This window comes from Photorhabdus sp. RM96S (genome assembly GCF_042879335.1).
Taxonomy (GTDB): Bacteria; Pseudomonadota; Gammaproteobacteria; order Enterobacterales; family Enterobacteriaceae; genus Photorhabdus; species Photorhabdus kayaii.
In genome coordinates, this window is record NZ_JBHFKT010000011.1 from 38,605 (window position 1) to 54,549 (window position 15,945).

Here is a 15,945-nt window from a genome sequence, read left to right on the forward strand (position 1 = left end):
TGGCAGGGGAATTACCATTCAAGCAAGAGTTGCCGCTCAATTTCTGGGTCCTGCAAAGTCACGTGCAAACCCACTAAACGAACGCCACGCCCTTCCCGGCGAGATATCCATGTTTTCTGGGCCAATTGCAGTAAATCCTGTTTATCCAATAATGGATGAACATGCTCCTGAGTGGTGAGTTGAAAATCATCAAATTTCAGTTTAACCCCCTGACGGGCAATCCGCAGATCAGGTTTAACGTTACCCAATCGTTTTTCTAATTCCAGATATAAACTTTCTATCAGTTCAGTACACTGTTCCCATATCAATATGAATAATCTTTCGCATTCTGCTTTAGCCTATCAACAATGACTGTATAAACATACATAAAAATAGACTCAAGAGCAATCTAGTAACAACATCAAGAGTTACTGTTAACAGACGCTTTTAGCTCAGATTTGAAAATATCTTGATCAACAAAATAATTAATACCGTTATTAACTTTTTACTGCCCGATTCCTTGCGTTAAGTGACCTATCTTATAAGTGCAACTTTTCTATTTAACGACATTCCAAGGATGCTTATAACAATGAAAAAACAAAAAACCTCAACTACAGCGACTACACAGCCAATTAATCGCCCTCTTCATTATGCTTTATCAAGCATAATTATGCTGAGTACGGGCCTGCCAGGTTATCTGGCTGCACAGGAAAATGAAGAGCAAAAATCAAAAGAAAAACCGGAAAAATCAGAGAAAGTCATCACACTTTCTACACTTTCTGTTATTGGCGGATTGAATAATAGCGTCAGTGCCGGAAGCTCCGTATTGAAAAAAGAGGATATTGAACGTACCCAAGCAGATAATATTGCCGAGCTGCTCGATCAACTTCCCGGCGTTTCTATGTCAGGATCGCCTCGTCCAGGCGGCCAAACTCTGAATATCTGGGGAATGGGTGATACAGAAGACGTTAAAATCACCTTAGATGACGCACCGAAAGGCTTCGAAAAATATCGCCAAGGCTCTATCTTTATTGAGCCCGAATTAATCAAGCGAATCGATGTCGATAAAGGCCCACATAATCTACTTGATGGTAATGGCGGATTTGGCGGAACAGTTAAAGTTGTCACCAAAGATGCCAGTGATTTATTACGGCCGGGAGAAGATTTTGGTGGATTGTTGAAATACAGTTATCACACTAATGATCGCCAAAATATTTATAGCAGCGCAGTTTATGGCCGGACAATAGAAGGCTTTGCTGACGGTCTGTTATATATGAGCAAACGAGATGGCGGCAATATTAAACGACCGGATGGTACCCGCTTTGTTTTCTCTAAAAGTGATCAGGCATCCTATTTATTGAAAACGAATTTTTACCTGAACGATGCTAATACATTGACACTTTCCGCTATGCGTTCTGATTCTGATGGTTGGCAGCCGTGGGCAGCAAAACGTGATGAGATAGCCGTTCCGTCAGAAGCCGATGTTGAAAAATATGGTTGGAATGAAGCCTGGCGCCGGAAATTGGTTTATCGTGATCAAACAGACCAAAATTACACAGCCAAATGGAATATTGCGCCAGAAGACAATCCGTTACTTAACCTGACAGCAACCTATGCCTATTCGAAAACAGAACAGCATGATAAACGCTCTGAAAAAGCTCACAGCGGTTTTCTTGGCTCATTGGGAAATGAAAGCTGGATCGACTATGTGGATAACCTAGTAGATATAAATAATGAAAGTACTTTTATAACCGGACCGATAGAACACACATTATTAGCTGGAGTTCGTTGGCATAAAAATCAACGTAATACCCTTATCCATGATAGAAGTAAAGACAAAAAACCTGAATATAATCATGGTTATTTTCAGCCAACCTATATGCCTTCAGGCGAGCAAAAAACGAGTAGTTTCTATTTGCAGGATGCAATGGTTATAGGCAGTGTTACTGTGACACCCGGTGTTCGCTATGACCATATCACCAATATTGGCAAACCCAATATCGCGGCAATCTACAATGATAACTCACCAAATGTAGGTCATGATTACAGCAATGTCACCTATACCGGCTGGTCTCCTCATTTTGGTATCATGTGGAAAGCAACACAAAACCTGTCACTATTTTCAGATATCAGCCGGACATGGCGCGCTCCGTTGGTGGATGAACAGTATGAAATGCAATATGCCAAGGCAAGTGTCACTGCCACCAGCCGTAACTTGGATGTAGAAAGAATAACTGGTTTACGCTTCGGTGCGATTCTGAATTTCAATAGCCTGCTGGCGGACCAAGATAGTTTGCAAATCCGTACGACTTTATTCCGTAATAGAGGCAAGGATGAAATATTTACCCGTCGCGGAATAGTGTGTAAATCACCGGATTGCGGAAAGCCTTTATCCAACTACCGTAATTTACCGGGATATACCATTCAAGGACTGGAAATCGAGACTTTCTACGACAGCAATTCCTTGTTCGGAAAACTTTCTTATTCGACTATCCGTGGTCAGAGAGATGCTTCACCTCGCAATCCTTGGGGTAATAAAACCTGGATTGCGGAAATTCCACCCACCTCCGCCCGCGCCATGTTAGGTATAAAAATCCCTCAATGGCAGATGGCAATAGGCTGGACCGGAGATTTTGTCCGTAAACAAGACAGATCGCCTAAAGATGGCGATCCAATGGCAAGACTTTGGTCAATACCCAAAAGCAAAGGTTATGCACTGCATGGTTTATTCGCCAGTTGGCAACCCAATTTCTGGCAAGGTTTTGAAGCTCGTGTAACAGTAAATAACCTGTTTAATCGGGATTATCACCCATATCTCAGTGAATCGGTTTCCGGGATTGGACGTAACATTAAATTCAGCGTCTCACAAAAGTTCTGATTTCTCACCTGATAGTTCCCTCTGTTTGAGGGAACTCAGACTGCTGACCATTCAGCTCTCCAGGTTTATTTCTCGCCCTGACGCTGAAATATCGCGACTAACTGCTCTTCTGAAAAATCACACTTATTTAGTTGAATAAGTTATTAGTTTTATTTAACAATAATTACCTTGATTGATAAAATAGTCATTTCTTTAATTGAAAAAGGTATGTTGTCGTCAGAATGGATACCTGTTAAATTAAGACTCTTATTATTTTATCGTATGGTTCATCTTATTTAGGTTTTTTTACGTCACATGATTTAACTATCCTTTTAACACACTTATTTATATATATTTTTTTCTTACTCTATATCTTGTAGTAAGAAATGTTAATTGATATTTCCATGTGTACACTGTCAGAGTTATTATTTTTTTCCGCCGACAAAAAAGCAGATTTTATAAATTCCGCAGAAATCAATACCTATTTCTCTAGTGCTTGAACTTAATATCTTTATCAAATACCATTAGATATATTTTACTATACCCCGAAAATAGAATATGACGGAACGCATTTATCTGTCCAGTCCGGTACTGACTGGTGATAACTTGGTAAACCAGCACTAGAAATCCAACCGGATGTGGGTGATCTTTTGATCTTTAACTCTCAATGTATGCACGCCGTGACTGCTGGTGTAGACGATCTACGTTTGAGTTTGTCATGTTTTATTGGCTACCGCGGAGCAGCAAACCCGCTGTCATTCTGGAGTTAATATGTTGCATAACTATTGGGGGGAATTTCTAGGACTGGCGGTGATTCATTTTCTGGCAGTGGTAGCTCCGGGGCCAGATTTCGCGGTTACCATACGACAAAGTGTGAGGTTTGGTCGCTGGGCTGGGATGTGTACGGCAGTGGGTATCGGAGCGGGAATATCAGTACACGTCATCTATACACTAGTGGGGGTTAGTGCATTGCTGCATACCACTCCGTGGTTAATGGAATTAGCAAAACTTGTTGGGGGAACTTACATCATATGGCTCGGTATCAAATTTATCAGGAGTAAGCCTACCGATGTGGCTGTCTTAGAGAGTGAGGGAATTGTTCAAGCTTCACAGAGTAGATGGAAAGCATTTCTGATGGGGTTTATGACAAACGCCCTTAATCCTAAGGCGACGTTGTTCTTTTTGGCAGTTTTCACGACTGTAGTGAGTAGCAATACACCTATCCCAATACAAATGTTTTATGGGGTGTGGATGTGTGTGGTCAATGCGGTATGGTTTGTATTGGTCAGTGTTATTTTTTCTAATATAGTGATTCGTAATAAATTCATACGGAAAGGGTATTGGTTCGAGCGGGTGATGGGACTGGTGCTGATCGGATTTGCTGTTCGGTTATTATTTATGTCTGTTTGAATTTCTCCAAAATAGGGATTGGCAACGAACATCTCAATACTAATATACAACTTGTTCGGTAATAGACGAAATGATTACTGTAATCAGCATGAAAACGGATAAAAAGATACTATTTACGATTTTATGTAATTGCCATTCCATTTTAAAGGTGGTTGCTTAGGCGACCACTAAATTAAATTATAAAGCAATATTGCCGACTGGATGATCAGTCGATTTCCTTATAAAGAAAAATTGCTGATAGCTGTTGTTAGACAGGAATAGATGAAAATGCTTTATTGCATCAACGATGGTAAAAATCTGGCAGATTAATCAGACAGCAAGGTTATAACGATTAAACGGATATTTAAATGTTAAAACAACGATTAAATTGCTTATAAAACAACAATATGAGTTAATTTTATCATGAAATCATATTAAAAACATAAAAGAGAAATGGTTTAAATCGAACCGTAGAAAAACAATGCTATTGGAATGATTAAATCAGTGTGAAAAATTTAAACCGGCGTATTTAAGATGTTGGTTTTGCATAATAAACACGACATAACAACGCTGAAAGTAACCCGATTAATATTCGTTTAAATCATTTATTTACGGATTTTATTACTCCGATTTTTCATGATTGATGATGTAATCGGTTTATAGGAAAGTTTATTACCCGGTTGAAAACATTATTAATTTTCTCGCTCAATTTCAGTGTAATATCGAATTTTCTACCCGCTTTGAAAAAACCTAATCACTGCCTTTTACCTTTAATGATTAAAGTTTTATCTGTTTTTTCATGACACACTTGCGCTTTTTCTCGATTTTAAAAACCCATCCGGTTGCGGCAAAATGCCGTAAGGGAACTCACTTAAGGCCAACAGCTTGACAGATGATGGTCATATGAAAATAATAATCATTTTCATATAGCCAAATTGTTGGAAATCATAATACCAACACCAAAGATATGCCTAAACTTAATTCTGAATTTAATCATTATGCTCAACAGTTTTATTTTGAACATCATGACTGGTTATATAACTGGCTACGTCATAAAATCCCTTGCCCGTGCCATGCTGAGGATCTCACTCAGGACACTTTCCTGAACGTTCTGTCAAGTTCAAATTTGTCAGACATCCGCCAACCACGGCCTTTTCTGGCGACCGTGGCCCGCTGTCTGGTTGCCAACTATTACCGTCGAAGAAAGACCGAAGAGAACTATTTAAAGTATATAAACTCGACACCAGAAATGACTATGCCTTCTGCTGAAAGCAGCATCGCCACATTTGAACAGCTTGAAAAACTCGATATCACTCTTGATAAATTGCCAGTTCAAGTAAAAAGCGCTTTTTTGCTGGCACAGCTACAAGGTCTACGTTATAGCGAAATAGCGGATCAACTTCAGGTTTCTGCCAGTTCAGTAAAACAGTATTTGCAACGAGCGCATAACAAATGTAAAAAAATTCAAATTCTCACTTAAAATTCAAAAAACCGTTCTGCGAAAGCAGTCTGATAGTGGGGGCTATAATCACACTCTTATTTCGTTTCGCCTGTGGTGCAGACGGTGCGACCATCGAGACACTAAAGGCGTATGTAGAATCACAGAAAACACCGGGTTAGCTCCCCCTTATATCCCCGCCCGCATTGAGTCCGCAGTTTTTTACGGGTTTTTGCCGCTAGTAAATAAGGTGCTAATACATATAAAACGTATTTTCCAAACTCAAGATAAGCTTTTTAATAATCAATACCCAATTTCTTTAAGCGTGAGATCAATGTCGTTGGGTTTATTCCCAATAATTTTGCTGCACCATCATCACCAAAAATTTTCCCTTTGCATTGTTTAACGGCAAGAGAGAAGTTTTTAATTTCCAAGTCTTTCAGTTGCTGCATGGTCAGCACGATTTCAATTTGTTGAAGTTTATTGTGAATATTCTGATGCGTAGTTTCATTTTGCTGTTGATCTTGTTCTAGCAAGTATTTAAAGGAAACAGTGCCTTGTTTCGCTATAATTAGGGCGCGTTCAATGACATTTTGCAATTCACGAATATTGCCAGGCCAGTCATATTGCAGTAATTCTAAAATATGCCTTTGTGAAAATGGGAGATAATTAATTTTACGCTTGTCACAAATCAACTTAGTAAAATGCGTAACCAAAAGTGGAATATCTTCTTTACGGTCACGTAAAGCCGGTGAATAAATCGGAAATACATTTAAACGGAAATACAGGTCTTCACGAAAGCGTTTGTATTTAACTTCTTCTTTTAAATTGCGGTTGGTGGCGGCAATAATCCGCACATCCACATGTCGCGTTTTTTCTTCACCGACTCGTTCAAAGGTCCCTTCCTGCAATACACGCAGCAATTTACTTTGTAGCTCGATAGGAATTTCACCAATTTCATCTAAAAACAGTGTGCCCTGATCCGCCAATTCAAAACGCCCGGCACGGTCACGCACAGCCCCAGTAAATGCACCTTTAACATGTCCGAAAAATTCACTTTCAAACAGTTCCGAAGGAATGGCAGCACAATTGACCCGAATAAGTGGTTGCTGTTTACGGTGACTGGATTGGTGAATAGCACGAGCAATCAGCTCCTTGCCTGTACCTGATTCACCATAAATCATCACATTGGCATCGGTTGAAGCAACCACCTTGATTTTTTCAATAATCTGTAAAATGGATACACTCCTGCCAATAATTTCATCATATTGATTTTCATGTAAAATTTCCTCTTGCAGATATTCATTTTGCTGTTCCAGTCGACTTTTTAAATCTTGTAGTTCTTCAAGGGCATGGGTCAATTGCCTTTCAGTATTCAGCCGATCGGTAATATCACGGAACACCACTACCGCGCCAATAATTTCACTGTCACGAATCACTGGGGTACTGGTGAATTCCACTGGAAAGCAACTACCATCACGACGCCAAAAAATTTCCTGAACCCCTTCATGCACAATACCGTCATGCACCGCTGCATAAATCGGGCACTCTTCTTCAGGATAAGGTTCGCCATTTTCATGGGTATGGTGATGAACCTTATGGATATTGTCACTCAATACATCTTCAGGTTGCAGCCCCAACATTTTAGCCCCGACAGGATTAATAAAGGTACACAAACCTTGTTTGTTAATACTGTAAATACCGTCACCGACTGAACTCAGCAATAAATGCTTGCCTGTGTCAGAGTCAATAAATAGCTCTTGTAAGGCTTGCGATTCTTTTAAACCTGTACGAATGGCTTTATCGGTATTTTTATTGAGTTGGCGCAGTTCTAAATCTTTGACATCCACCAGCGACCATATCAGCAAGGTTTTATTTTTATAGGACAATGAAACAGAAGTAATATCCAATTGGATTTTTTCACCGTTTTTATCAAAGATATACAACTGATTGTTCCAGGCCCGACCTTTTGTCAAAGCTTCCTCGGTAAATACCACAAGGTACGGCAGTTGTCTGAAATGACCAAAAATGGAAGTCACCGTTTTTTGAATAATTTCATGACGTTCATATTGTAATAATTGGGTGGCGCTAATATTCACATCAATAAACTGGTTTTGATGTGGATCTAGCACAATTAATGCCTGTGACGTGTGTTCAAATACCAACGGGCGAATCGAGTCTTCATAAACTACCCAATCCGAGATAAAGTCAGTCGTATTCATACTATACCCGTCATCTTTCAAGTTGCCTCTTTGTTGGCTGCACTCACTCACCCCGGTCACATAGTTACCTATGCTCCCTAGGATTCACTCCCTGGCCGTCGCGATGCATCTTTAAATCCATAGGGTATATGAAATTTCATAATTTAAGCTATGAAATTTCATAATAATACGAAAAATCCTAATTCCCTAATAGTTCAATTTATCTCCATAGGAAATATTTTTATAAAAATTAAATGCTATTTTTCAATGTGATAAGAATTAACTTCCACGCCAAAATATAACTTGGCACAGCTCTCGCATTAATACAGTCAGACTAGACTACATGTTGGTTCATTCCCAAATAACATTGAACTAGGAGTTGGTTATGCCAAAGATTGATATCGAGCAATATAAAGACGGCGATTTTCTTGTTGATTATGAAGAAAAAGTGTTTGAGGACGTCAAAGCCCAACCAGGTGAAAAGGCATTGGTGACTTTCCATACTGTTGCATTTGAAGGATCAATTGGCTTGATCAATGTGTTACAGGCAAAACGTTTGTTGCGCAAAGGCTTTGAAACCAAAATTTTGCTTTACGGCCCAGGCGTGCAGTTGGGTGTACAACGCGGTTTTCCAACTTTAGGGGCGGAAGCTTTTCCGGGTCATTTAGCCGTCAACAATCAGTTGAAAGCCTTTATGGAAGAAGGTGGCGAAGTCTATGCCTGCCGTTTTGCGTTACAAACGTTGTATGGGCAAACCGAAAAAGCGCTCATTCCAGGCATCCGTCCAATTAATCCACTGGATGTGATGGATTTAAAACTACTGATGCGTCGCGACAATGCCCTGATCATTGATACCTGGACTGTCTAAGTAAACATAAACTATGAGGGAATAAGGTTATGAACCGAATAATTAAAGCAGCCGCAGTACAATGTAGTCCTGTGCTTTACAGTCAAGCCGCAACAGTAAAAAAAATCTGTGACATTATTTTAGAGCTTGGAAAACAGGGAGTGCAATTCGCCGTCTTTCCTGAAACCGTCGTGCCTTATTACCCTTATTTCTCCTTTGTACAACCGCCATTTGCTATGGGTAAAGAACATTTAAAGCTATTAAATGAATCGGTGGTTGTACCTTCCGAAGCAACCTTAGCGATTGGTCAAGCCTGCCTTGAAGCCAACATGGTGGTATCGATTGGTATTAATGAACGTGCGGGCAGTACGATTTATAACGCGCAACTGCTATTTAATGCCGACGGTTCAATCATTCAGCATCGCCGCAAAATTACCCCAACTTACCATGAACGAATGGTATGGGGACAAGGCGACGGCAGTGGTTTACGTGCCATTAATTCTGCGGTGGGACGCATTGGTTCGCTGGCATGTTGGGAACATTACAACCCGTTGGCACGTTTTGCCTTAATGGCAGATGGCGAACAAATCCATGCTGCCATGTTTCCTGGTTCATTGGTAGGGCAAGTCTTTGCCGATCAAATCCGCGCAACCATTCAACATCATGCTTTAGAGTCTGGCTGCTTTGTGATCAATGCCACCGCATGGCTGCATCCCGAACAGCAACAGCAGATTATGCAGGATACTGGCTGTGATATCGGCCCAATTTCAGGAGGATGTTTTGCCGCCATCGTTTCTCCCGAAGGCAAACTCCTGGCTGAACCGATCACACAAGGTGAAGGTTATTGCATCGCCGATCTGGACTTTAGCCTGATTGATAAACGTAAACGCATGATGGACTCGATTGGACATTACAGCCGACCTGAATTACTCAGCTTATTCATTGATCGTCGTCCAACACATGTATTACACGAACTGAAAGTTGAAACATCAGCTCAAAGTCATCTCGAAAAGCTCACAAAATTTAATCAAGAACATGCCGAAACCATATTGATGTAAACCCAATCGATAGGGGGTTAAAGATGTCTGCAATACAACGATTAACCAAACAACGATTAACCAATTTGCAATTATTAACCGATTTGCAATGTAATGGTCTGAAATGGGAAGGCAATTTTGGCTTATCCCGTAAAGGCGGCGCAGGGCCAAGCGATCATAAGGCACTGAGCCTTGACGGGCAGACCATGATGATTCCTGTGCTGAACCTTGCAGCACAAGATTCTCCCTACACCGCAAAGCCTGAACCGCACTCTGACAAGGTAATTGTCTTTAAAAACCGGATTCCCGTGGCGACCTTAACTGCACCAGCACGACCACGTTTTTATGATTTAAAAACCGCAGAAGGCATTGCCTATGAACAAATTGCGACCTTACATAGCCGTGATGTGTTGGCGACAACGGTATTACAGCATTGCATTCGTATGAAGGACAAAGCAACTGCCTGCCAATTTTGCTCAATTGATCAGTCTTTAAAAGAGGGTCGAACCTTGATCCGTAAACGCCCGGAACAATTGGCTGAGGTAGCGAAAGCAGCCGTTGAGCTGGATGGCGTCAAACAAATGGTGATCACCACAGGTACGCCAAATACGGGAGATCGTGGCGCCAAAATTTTATATGACTCAGTTAAAGCGATTAAGGCGCAAGTAGATTTGCCAATACAGGTACAGTGCGAACCCCCTGATGATTTTGCCTGGTTTCAACGTTTAAAAGATGCAGGAGCGGTGTCGATTGGCATGCACCTTGAGGCGGTAAGCGAGCGTGTACGGCAGAAAATGATGCCGGGCAAAGCCGAAGTATCATTGGAAAAATATTTTGCGGCATTTGAGACAGCCGTTGCGGTGTTCGGTCGAGGACAGGTCAGCACCTACATTTTGGCAGGTTTGGGCGATACCGAACTGGAAATCGTAGAGATGACCGCCAAACTGACTGAAATTGGGGTGTATCCATTTGTGGTGCCGTTTGTGCCGATTCGAGGTACACCATTAGAGCACCATCCTAAACCTGATCACACTTTTATGCAGTCGCTCTATCCGAAAATTGGACAACAACTCAAGCAACATGGTTTGAACTCGGAAAATACTCAAGCCGGCTGTGCCAAATGTGGCGCTTGCTCTTCGCTGAAAGCGTATGAATAAGGAGAATGTGATATGGAACTTTCTCACTATCCCTGGCTGCTTGAGCTAAATGCAGGGCTGAAACAATTTGTTAGCGATGACATTGCCATCAAAATTGTGTCGGAAGATTGGGAGCGTCGCCAATATTATCGTTTGCGTGAAGTGACCTTTCGCGATGAACAGAAAATCTTGCAAGAAGATCGTGACGAATACGATGTTAAAGCATTAGGCATTGTTGCCATTGAGAAAATGTTTGGTGAGCATGATCGAGTGATTGGCGCAGTACGGATTTTCCCGGATGGCGAACAGACGTGGTATGGCGGGCGTTTATGCGTAGAACCTTTATATCGACGTCGCCATATCATTGGTAAAGCGTTAATCAATACTGCGGTATCGACCGCCAAAAACTTGGGATGCCGTACTTTTTTAGCCACCGTGCAAAGTCAAAATGAACACTATTTCCAACGGTTGTGTTGGGATAGTTTACGTCAGTTGACCATTGCCAACATTCCACATGTGCTGATGCAGGCACAGATTGAAAACTATCCATTACCGCATGTCCCCATGCAAGCCTATATGCAAAAGGAGACGCGATGATGGAACTCAATCAATTACTCGAAATGTTAAAACATACACCTGCTATGCAGTCCAAGCAGGCGATTGCTCACCATGTTTCAATTAACACAACTTGCCATGTGGATTCATTGGATAGCTTATATGCCTATCCCGGAGATGACACGGCAGCAGTATCGCTAAATGGTCAATATGTATTGCACGCCTGTGAAGGCATGTTACCAAGCTTTGTTGCCAATCATCCTTATTTTGCCGGATGGTCAGCGGTCATGGCGAATATTAGTGATATTGCCGCAATGGGTGGTCGGGCATTGTCAGTGGTGAACAGTTTTTGGCATGCCAGTAGCGAACATGCCCAATTGTTAATGCAAGGCATGCAGGATGCTTGTCGTGCTTATGGTGTGCTATTGGTCGGCGGACATACCAGTATTGGGGTAGTTTATCAGCCCACTTTATCAGTTGCGATTCAAGGCATAGCACGAAAACTGCTCTCGGTGTTGCATGTCAAACCACAACAAAAAATTCTGATCGCTTTAAATCTAAAAGGGCAATTCCACCCCAATACCACTTATTGGAAATGCTTTGAGCGTGTGCCTGACCGTATTTTACAGTCACAAATTGCCTTGTTGCCGCAATTGGCGGAGGCAAATCTGGCTCATGCCGCCCGTGATATTAGCAATGCCGGCATTTTAGGCAGTTTATTGATGCTGCTCGAAGCTACGGCATTGGGGGCACACATCGACTTAGATGCTATTCCTAAACCTGAAAATGTGGGTTGGTTTAAATGGCTACAAATCTTCCCCAGTTTTGGTTTTTTACTGACTGCCGATGCAAATGAATGTGAAGAAATAATCGAGCTGTTTCACCGTCAGGGCATTGCCTGCGCGGTGATTGGTGAAACCAATGTCAGTGGAGTGGTTGCCGTGCAACAGCAACAGCGGCACGACATATTTTGGGATTTTAACCGCCAAGTATTTACCGGTTTTTGTTATGCCGATGCGTTAAAAAAGTTACAGGCTCAATCCGTACAGATTAAACCTAAAAATCAGCAGGAGTCGATGTTATGCCCAGTGTGAATTTTACTGTGAAATGGCCTAATGGGGAGCTGATTCAATATTACTCCCCCTCAACGGTGATTTATGAATATCTGTCCATTGGTCAGCGTTACCCAAGTATGCAGTTCTTGCATCAAGTTGAAAATGGTCTGCATGCCGCCTCAGAAAGAGTACTGGCACGTTATGGCTTTTTCTGTAGTTCGGCCGTGGACAATCTGGCGATAATCAAACGCCAAGCCAAATTCTTCGGGTTAAATCCAGAAGATCAAATTGAAGTTATTGAAATGAAGAATCAATGAGAGGGATATTCCATGTTAAGTATCCAAAATCAAATATTACAGCCAAATTATGATGTGGTGATTGTTGGTGGCGGTCAGGCTGGTTTATGTATCAGTCACTATTTGCAAAAAGCGGGCATTGACCATGTGGTATTGGAAAAAGAATCCGAGTTGACCCATAGCTGGCGCCATAAACGTTGGGACAATTTTACTTTGGTGACACCGAACTGGCAGTGTCTACTACCTGAACATCCTTATCAGGGGAACGATCCTGATGGCTTTATGAAAAAACCTGAAATTGTGGCATATCTTGACGAATTTATTGAAAAGATTAATCCTCCCGCCATTTTAAATATTCAGGTAAAACATGTGAAAAAAGTGGCAGCGCATGAGTTTGTCATTGAAACCAATCACGGTACAACCACAGCCAAACAGCTTGTCGTTGCAGCAGGCGGGTATCACACCCCGATTTATCCAAAACTAAGCGACTCTTTGCCTAAACATGTGAAAGTGTTGCATTCGGAAGAATATTTAAATGTAGATCAACTACCTAAAGGTGCGGTGCTGGTGGTCGGGTCAGGGCAATCCGGTGCACAGATTGCCGAAGATTTGCATCTGGCAGGCAAAAAAGTCTATTTATCGACAGGCAATGCACCACGTTGTGCTCGCTTCTATCGCGGCAAAGATGTAGTGAAATGGCTGTTTGATATGGGTTATTACGAAACGACTGTCAAACATCATCGTTATAGTGAAAAAGTACGTAACAGTACCAACCACTATGTCACAGGGCGTGACGGCGGGCGTGATATTGACCTGCGTAAATTTGCCTTAGAAGGTATGCAACTGTTTGGACATTTTGATGACTTCAAAGAGGGTCAATTCTGGTTTAAACCAAATTTATCAGAAAACCTGGACCTTGCCGATACCACTTATAATCGCATTAATGCCTCGATTGATGAATATTTAGAGAAAAACAAGATTGCAACCGACGAACCTGCATCGGTATATCAACCTGTTTGGCAGCCTGAGCAGGAAATCACACACATTGATTTAGTAAAAGAAAATATCACGTCAGTGATTTGGTGTATTGGTTTTAAACCAGATTATTCATGGATTGATTTAGATATTTTTCAAGCCAATGGTTATCCCAAACATGACCGTGGTATTACTATCGATCCTGATGTTACATTTATTGGTTTGCCGTGGTTATATACATGGGGTTCTGGACGTTTTCTGGGGATCGATCAGGATGCCGCCTATGTGGTGCAGCATATTGAGCAACAAGTAAATCAGCAAAATATACCTATACCCTATAGATTTCAAGATGTATCGCGACGGCAAGGGAGCGAGTCCCCGGGAGCATAGATAACGATGTGACCGGGGTGAGTGAGTGCAGCCAACAAAGAGGCAACTTGAAAGATGACGGGTATATGCCACCTATAATGGGTGCCCAGTTTTCTACAGTCATGAAGATGCCCCCACTATCACTGGTGATTGAGTGGTGGGAGCAAATCACACGAGCGGTATTTTCTCCTTTGGCGAGATTTTTTATTTTGGATCAAATCATATTTTTTGTTTTTCATTCATCATACGGTTTAGCCACGGCACGGTGACCGACATGATGATAGCGACAATGAAGGTAGCAATCCCAATTTTGCCAAATACGCTGGTATAAATTGGTAATGTTTGCAATGGGTCAGTAATACCTTTCGGTGCGGCGGTAAGGGCTGCGACATAGCCGCCGAGTAAGGAGGAAGTTGCTTGAGTTAAATACCACATCCCTAGAATAAAACCCATCAAGTACTGAGGAACAAGGGCCGCAATCATTGCCAGGCCCAATGCGCTGATCATCAATTCACCGATGCTTTGGAAGAAATAAACCAGAACAATAAACCAAGGGGAGGTCAAACCTTGTTCATCTGCAAACCACAAACCGGCAGCGGCGGCAGTGAGGAAACCTAAAGAGCACAGGAACATACCAACTGCAAACTTAGCTGGCATTGTGAGGTCTTTACCTTTAGCACCCCAGTGAGTATATAAGGCGGCGAGTATCGGGCTGGCAACAACGATCCAGAATGGGTTAAGCGCCTGGAAACTGACCGGATTAATGTCAAAACCAAGCAACTGATGATGAACGTTATGGATGGCAAAGAAATTGAGAGAAGTTGGCATCTGAGCATACAGAATGAAGAACACAATAGCTTGAAGCATCAAAATGAAAGCAACAAACATTTTGTTACGGCCAGCTTTATCCTGCTTTAATGCTTCACGGAAGAAGATAAATACCACGATAGCAGATAGAGTAATCAGCACAATATTGGCTATTTTCACGTTGTGCATCAGCCATGCACAGACGTAAACCATCACAACACTTCCTGCTAATACCATGGATAGGTTTTTATAGTTGATTCGTTGATGGTCAGGTTCAGAACCAATATGACGTACCGTATTGCGACAGAAAATATAGACTAACAAAGCAATAATCAGACCAATACCACAAATATTGTAGGTAACGGCATAACTAAATTTTTCCGCAATAACAGGAGCGAGAGCGAGTGAGAACAGCGAGCCGAGGTTGATTGACATGTAAAACAGCGTAAAAGCGCCATCCAGACGAGGATCTTTGGGTGGATAGCATTTAGACAGCAGGCTGGCTGGGTTAGCTTTGAACAGGCCGTTACCAACGGCAATCGTTCCCAATGCGTAGAAAATTAAATCAGGGTGTAGGATAGAAAGACCTGTCATAAAGTAGCCAATTGCCAGGACTATGGCACCCAACACAATGGTTCGTTTGGTTCCCAGTAAGTGGTCACCTACATAACCGCCAATCGAGATCAAACCATAAACTAACGCGGCAAATGCACCGAAGGTAATAAACGCTTGTTCCTGGGAAAATCCCAATTTTTGTACAAAATAGACAGCAAGAACGCCTTGTACACCGTAGTAGCCGAATCGTTCCCAAAGCTCGACGAAGAAAATCATAAAGAACGGCTTGGGTTGTTGTAATAAACCGATGGATGCGGGTTTATTCATAATTGATTGCCTCTGATTAGCATTATTGGTTGAAATACACTCGGAAATGTACAGTGACGTTCAGTGACATGATCTGTCGCTAAAGTGGTTTTTTTATGTACTTTATTCAAGTGATCGGAGGA

At 41.8% G+C, this 15,945-nt stretch carries 13 protein-coding genes and 1 pseudogene; 11 read left to right on the forward strand and 3 right to left on the reverse strand.

All coding sequences use genetic code 11. The annotated features are described in order from the left end of the window. Positions 1 to 11: 11 nt before the first annotated feature. Positions 12 to 302, reverse strand: a pseudogene (locus tag ACGF49_RS08820) (DNA polymerase IV); the annotation flags it as partial. 266 nt (positions 303 to 568) lie between these two features. Here ACGF49_RS08820 and ACGF49_RS08825 point away from each other — a divergent pair. From ACGF49_RS08825 to ACGF49_RS08835, 3 genes are all read left to right on the forward strand, one after another. Further along, the gene (locus tag ACGF49_RS08825) at positions 569 to 2,857 is read left to right on the forward strand and encodes a TonB-dependent hemoglobin/transferrin/lactoferrin family receptor (protein ID WP_228900472.1); all 2,289 of its coding nucleotides are present in this window, start codon (positions 569 to 571) and stop codon (positions 2,855 to 2,857) included. A gap of 750 nt (positions 2,858 to 3,607) precedes the next feature. Beyond that, on the forward strand, positions 3,608 to 4,246 hold the full coding sequence (locus ACGF49_RS08830) for a LysE family translocator (protein WP_228902448.1): 639 nt from the start codon (positions 3,608 to 3,610) through the stop codon (positions 4,244 to 4,246). 946 nt (positions 4,247 to 5,192) lie between these two features. Next, complete coding sequence (locus ACGF49_RS08835; RefSeq protein WP_113043884.1) at positions 5,193 to 5,705, forward strand: sigma-70 family RNA polymerase sigma factor; 513 nt, start codon at positions 5,193 to 5,195, stop codon at positions 5,703 to 5,705. 254 nt (positions 5,706 to 5,959) lie between these two features. Here ACGF49_RS08835 and ACGF49_RS08840 read toward each other — a convergent pair whose 3' ends face one another. Further along, the gene (locus tag ACGF49_RS08840; RefSeq protein ID WP_228902446.1) at positions 5,960 to 7,945 is read right to left on the reverse strand and encodes a sigma 54-interacting transcriptional regulator; all 1,986 of its coding nucleotides are present in this window, start codon (positions 7,943 to 7,945) and stop codon (positions 5,960 to 5,962) included. Between the two features lie 304 nt (positions 7,946 to 8,249). On the opposite strand from ACGF49_RS08840, the gene ACGF49_RS08845 reads away from it, so the two are divergent. Genes ACGF49_RS08845 through ACGF49_RS08880 form a run of 8 tightly spaced genes read left to right on the forward strand, consistent with a single transcriptional unit; the run spans position 8,250 to position 14,403 of the window. Beyond that, a complete protein-coding gene (locus tag ACGF49_RS08845) occupies positions 8,250 to 8,732 on the forward strand; it encodes an MSMEG_0572/Sll0783 family nitrogen starvation response protein (protein ID WP_387490592.1) in 483 nt (160 codons plus the stop codon). Positions 8,733 to 8,761: 29 nt separating this feature from the next. After that, complete coding sequence (locus ACGF49_RS08850) at positions 8,762 to 9,769, forward strand: Nit6803 family nitrilase (protein ID WP_113042073.1); 1,008 nt, start codon at positions 8,762 to 8,764, stop codon at positions 9,767 to 9,769. A gap of 23 nt (positions 9,770 to 9,792) precedes the next feature. Further along, positions 9,793 to 10,905 carry an MSMEG_0568 family radical SAM protein gene (locus tag ACGF49_RS08855; RefSeq protein WP_113042074.1) on the forward strand — a complete coding sequence of 371 codons (1,113 nt, stop codon included), beginning with the start codon at positions 9,793 to 9,795 and terminating at the stop codon, positions 10,903 to 10,905. Positions 10,906 to 10,917: 12 nt separating this feature from the next. Continuing rightward, positions 10,918 to 11,481, forward strand: a complete 564-nt coding sequence (locus tag ACGF49_RS08860) for an MSMEG_0567/Sll0786 family nitrogen starvation N-acetyltransferase (protein WP_113042075.1) — start codon at positions 10,918 to 10,920, stop codon at positions 11,479 to 11,481. Beyond that, positions 11,478 to 12,533: a sll0787 family AIR synthase-like protein gene (locus ACGF49_RS08865; protein ID WP_228902442.1), complete on the forward strand. Its 1,056-nt coding sequence runs from the start codon at positions 11,478 to 11,480 to the stop codon at positions 12,531 to 12,533. The genes ACGF49_RS08860 and ACGF49_RS08865 overlap by 4 nt, the downstream gene beginning before the upstream one ends. Continuing rightward, positions 12,521 to 12,811, forward strand: a complete 291-nt coding sequence (locus ACGF49_RS08870) for an MSMEG_0570 family nitrogen starvation response protein (RefSeq protein WP_113042077.1) — start codon at positions 12,521 to 12,523, stop codon at positions 12,809 to 12,811. Before ACGF49_RS08865 ends, ACGF49_RS08870 begins: the two co-directional genes overlap by 13 nt. Before the next feature lie 12 nt (positions 12,812 to 12,823). After that, positions 12,824 to 14,155, forward strand: a complete 1,332-nt coding sequence (locus ACGF49_RS08875) for an MSMEG_0569 family flavin-dependent oxidoreductase (RefSeq protein ID WP_113042078.1) — start codon at positions 12,824 to 12,826, stop codon at positions 14,153 to 14,155. Between the two features lie 8 nt (positions 14,156 to 14,163). Continuing rightward, positions 14,164 to 14,403, forward strand: a complete 240-nt coding sequence (locus ACGF49_RS08880) for a hypothetical protein (protein ID WP_146748084.1) — start codon at positions 14,164 to 14,166, stop codon at positions 14,401 to 14,403. Here ACGF49_RS08880 and dtpB read toward each other — a convergent pair. Next, a complete protein-coding gene (gene dtpB, locus ACGF49_RS08885) occupies positions 14,354 to 15,823 on the reverse strand; it encodes a dipeptide/tripeptide permease DtpB (protein WP_113042079.1) in 1,470 nt (489 codons plus the stop codon). The two genes, ACGF49_RS08880 and dtpB, sit on opposite strands and share 50 nt — an antisense overlap. Between the last annotated feature and the right edge of the window lie 122 nt (positions 15,824 to 15,945).

Excerpts from the sequence above, each read along its gene's own strand:
- ACGF49_RS08870 (WP_113042077.1), top strand. The coding sequence starts at position 12,521 with ATGCCCAGTGTGAATTTTACTGTGAAATGGCCTAATGGGGAGCTGATT.
- ACGF49_RS08865 (WP_228902442.1), top strand. The coding sequence starts at position 11,478 with ATGATGGAACTCAATCAATTACTCGAAATGTTAAAACATACACCTGCT.
- ACGF49_RS08835 (WP_113043884.1), top strand. The coding sequence starts at position 5,193 with ATGCCTAAACTTAATTCTGAATTTAATCATTATGCTCAACAGTTTTAT.
- ACGF49_RS08830 (WP_228902448.1), top strand. The coding sequence starts at position 3,608 with ATGTTGCATAACTATTGGGGGGAATTTCTAGGACTGGCGGTGATTCAT.
- ACGF49_RS08850 (WP_113042073.1), top strand. The coding sequence starts at position 8,762 with ATGAACCGAATAATTAAAGCAGCCGCAGTACAATGTAGTCCTGTGCTT.
- ACGF49_RS08825 (WP_228900472.1), top strand. The coding sequence starts at position 569 with ATGAAAAAACAAAAAACCTCAACTACAGCGACTACACAGCCAATTAAT.
- ACGF49_RS08875 (WP_113042078.1), top strand. The coding sequence starts at position 12,824 with ATGTTAAGTATCCAAAATCAAATATTACAGCCAAATTATGATGTGGTG.
- dtpB (WP_113042079.1), bottom strand. The coding sequence starts at position 15,823 with ATGAATAAACCCGCATCCATCGGTTTATTACAACAACCCAAGCCGTTC.
- ACGF49_RS08860 (WP_113042075.1), top strand. The coding sequence starts at position 10,918 with ATGGAACTTTCTCACTATCCCTGGCTGCTTGAGCTAAATGCAGGGCTG.
- ACGF49_RS08845 (WP_387490592.1), top strand. The coding sequence starts at position 8,250 with ATGCCAAAGATTGATATCGAGCAATATAAAGACGGCGATTTTCTTGTT.
- ACGF49_RS08855 (WP_113042074.1), top strand. The coding sequence starts at position 9,793 with ATGTCTGCAATACAACGATTAACCAAACAACGATTAACCAATTTGCAA.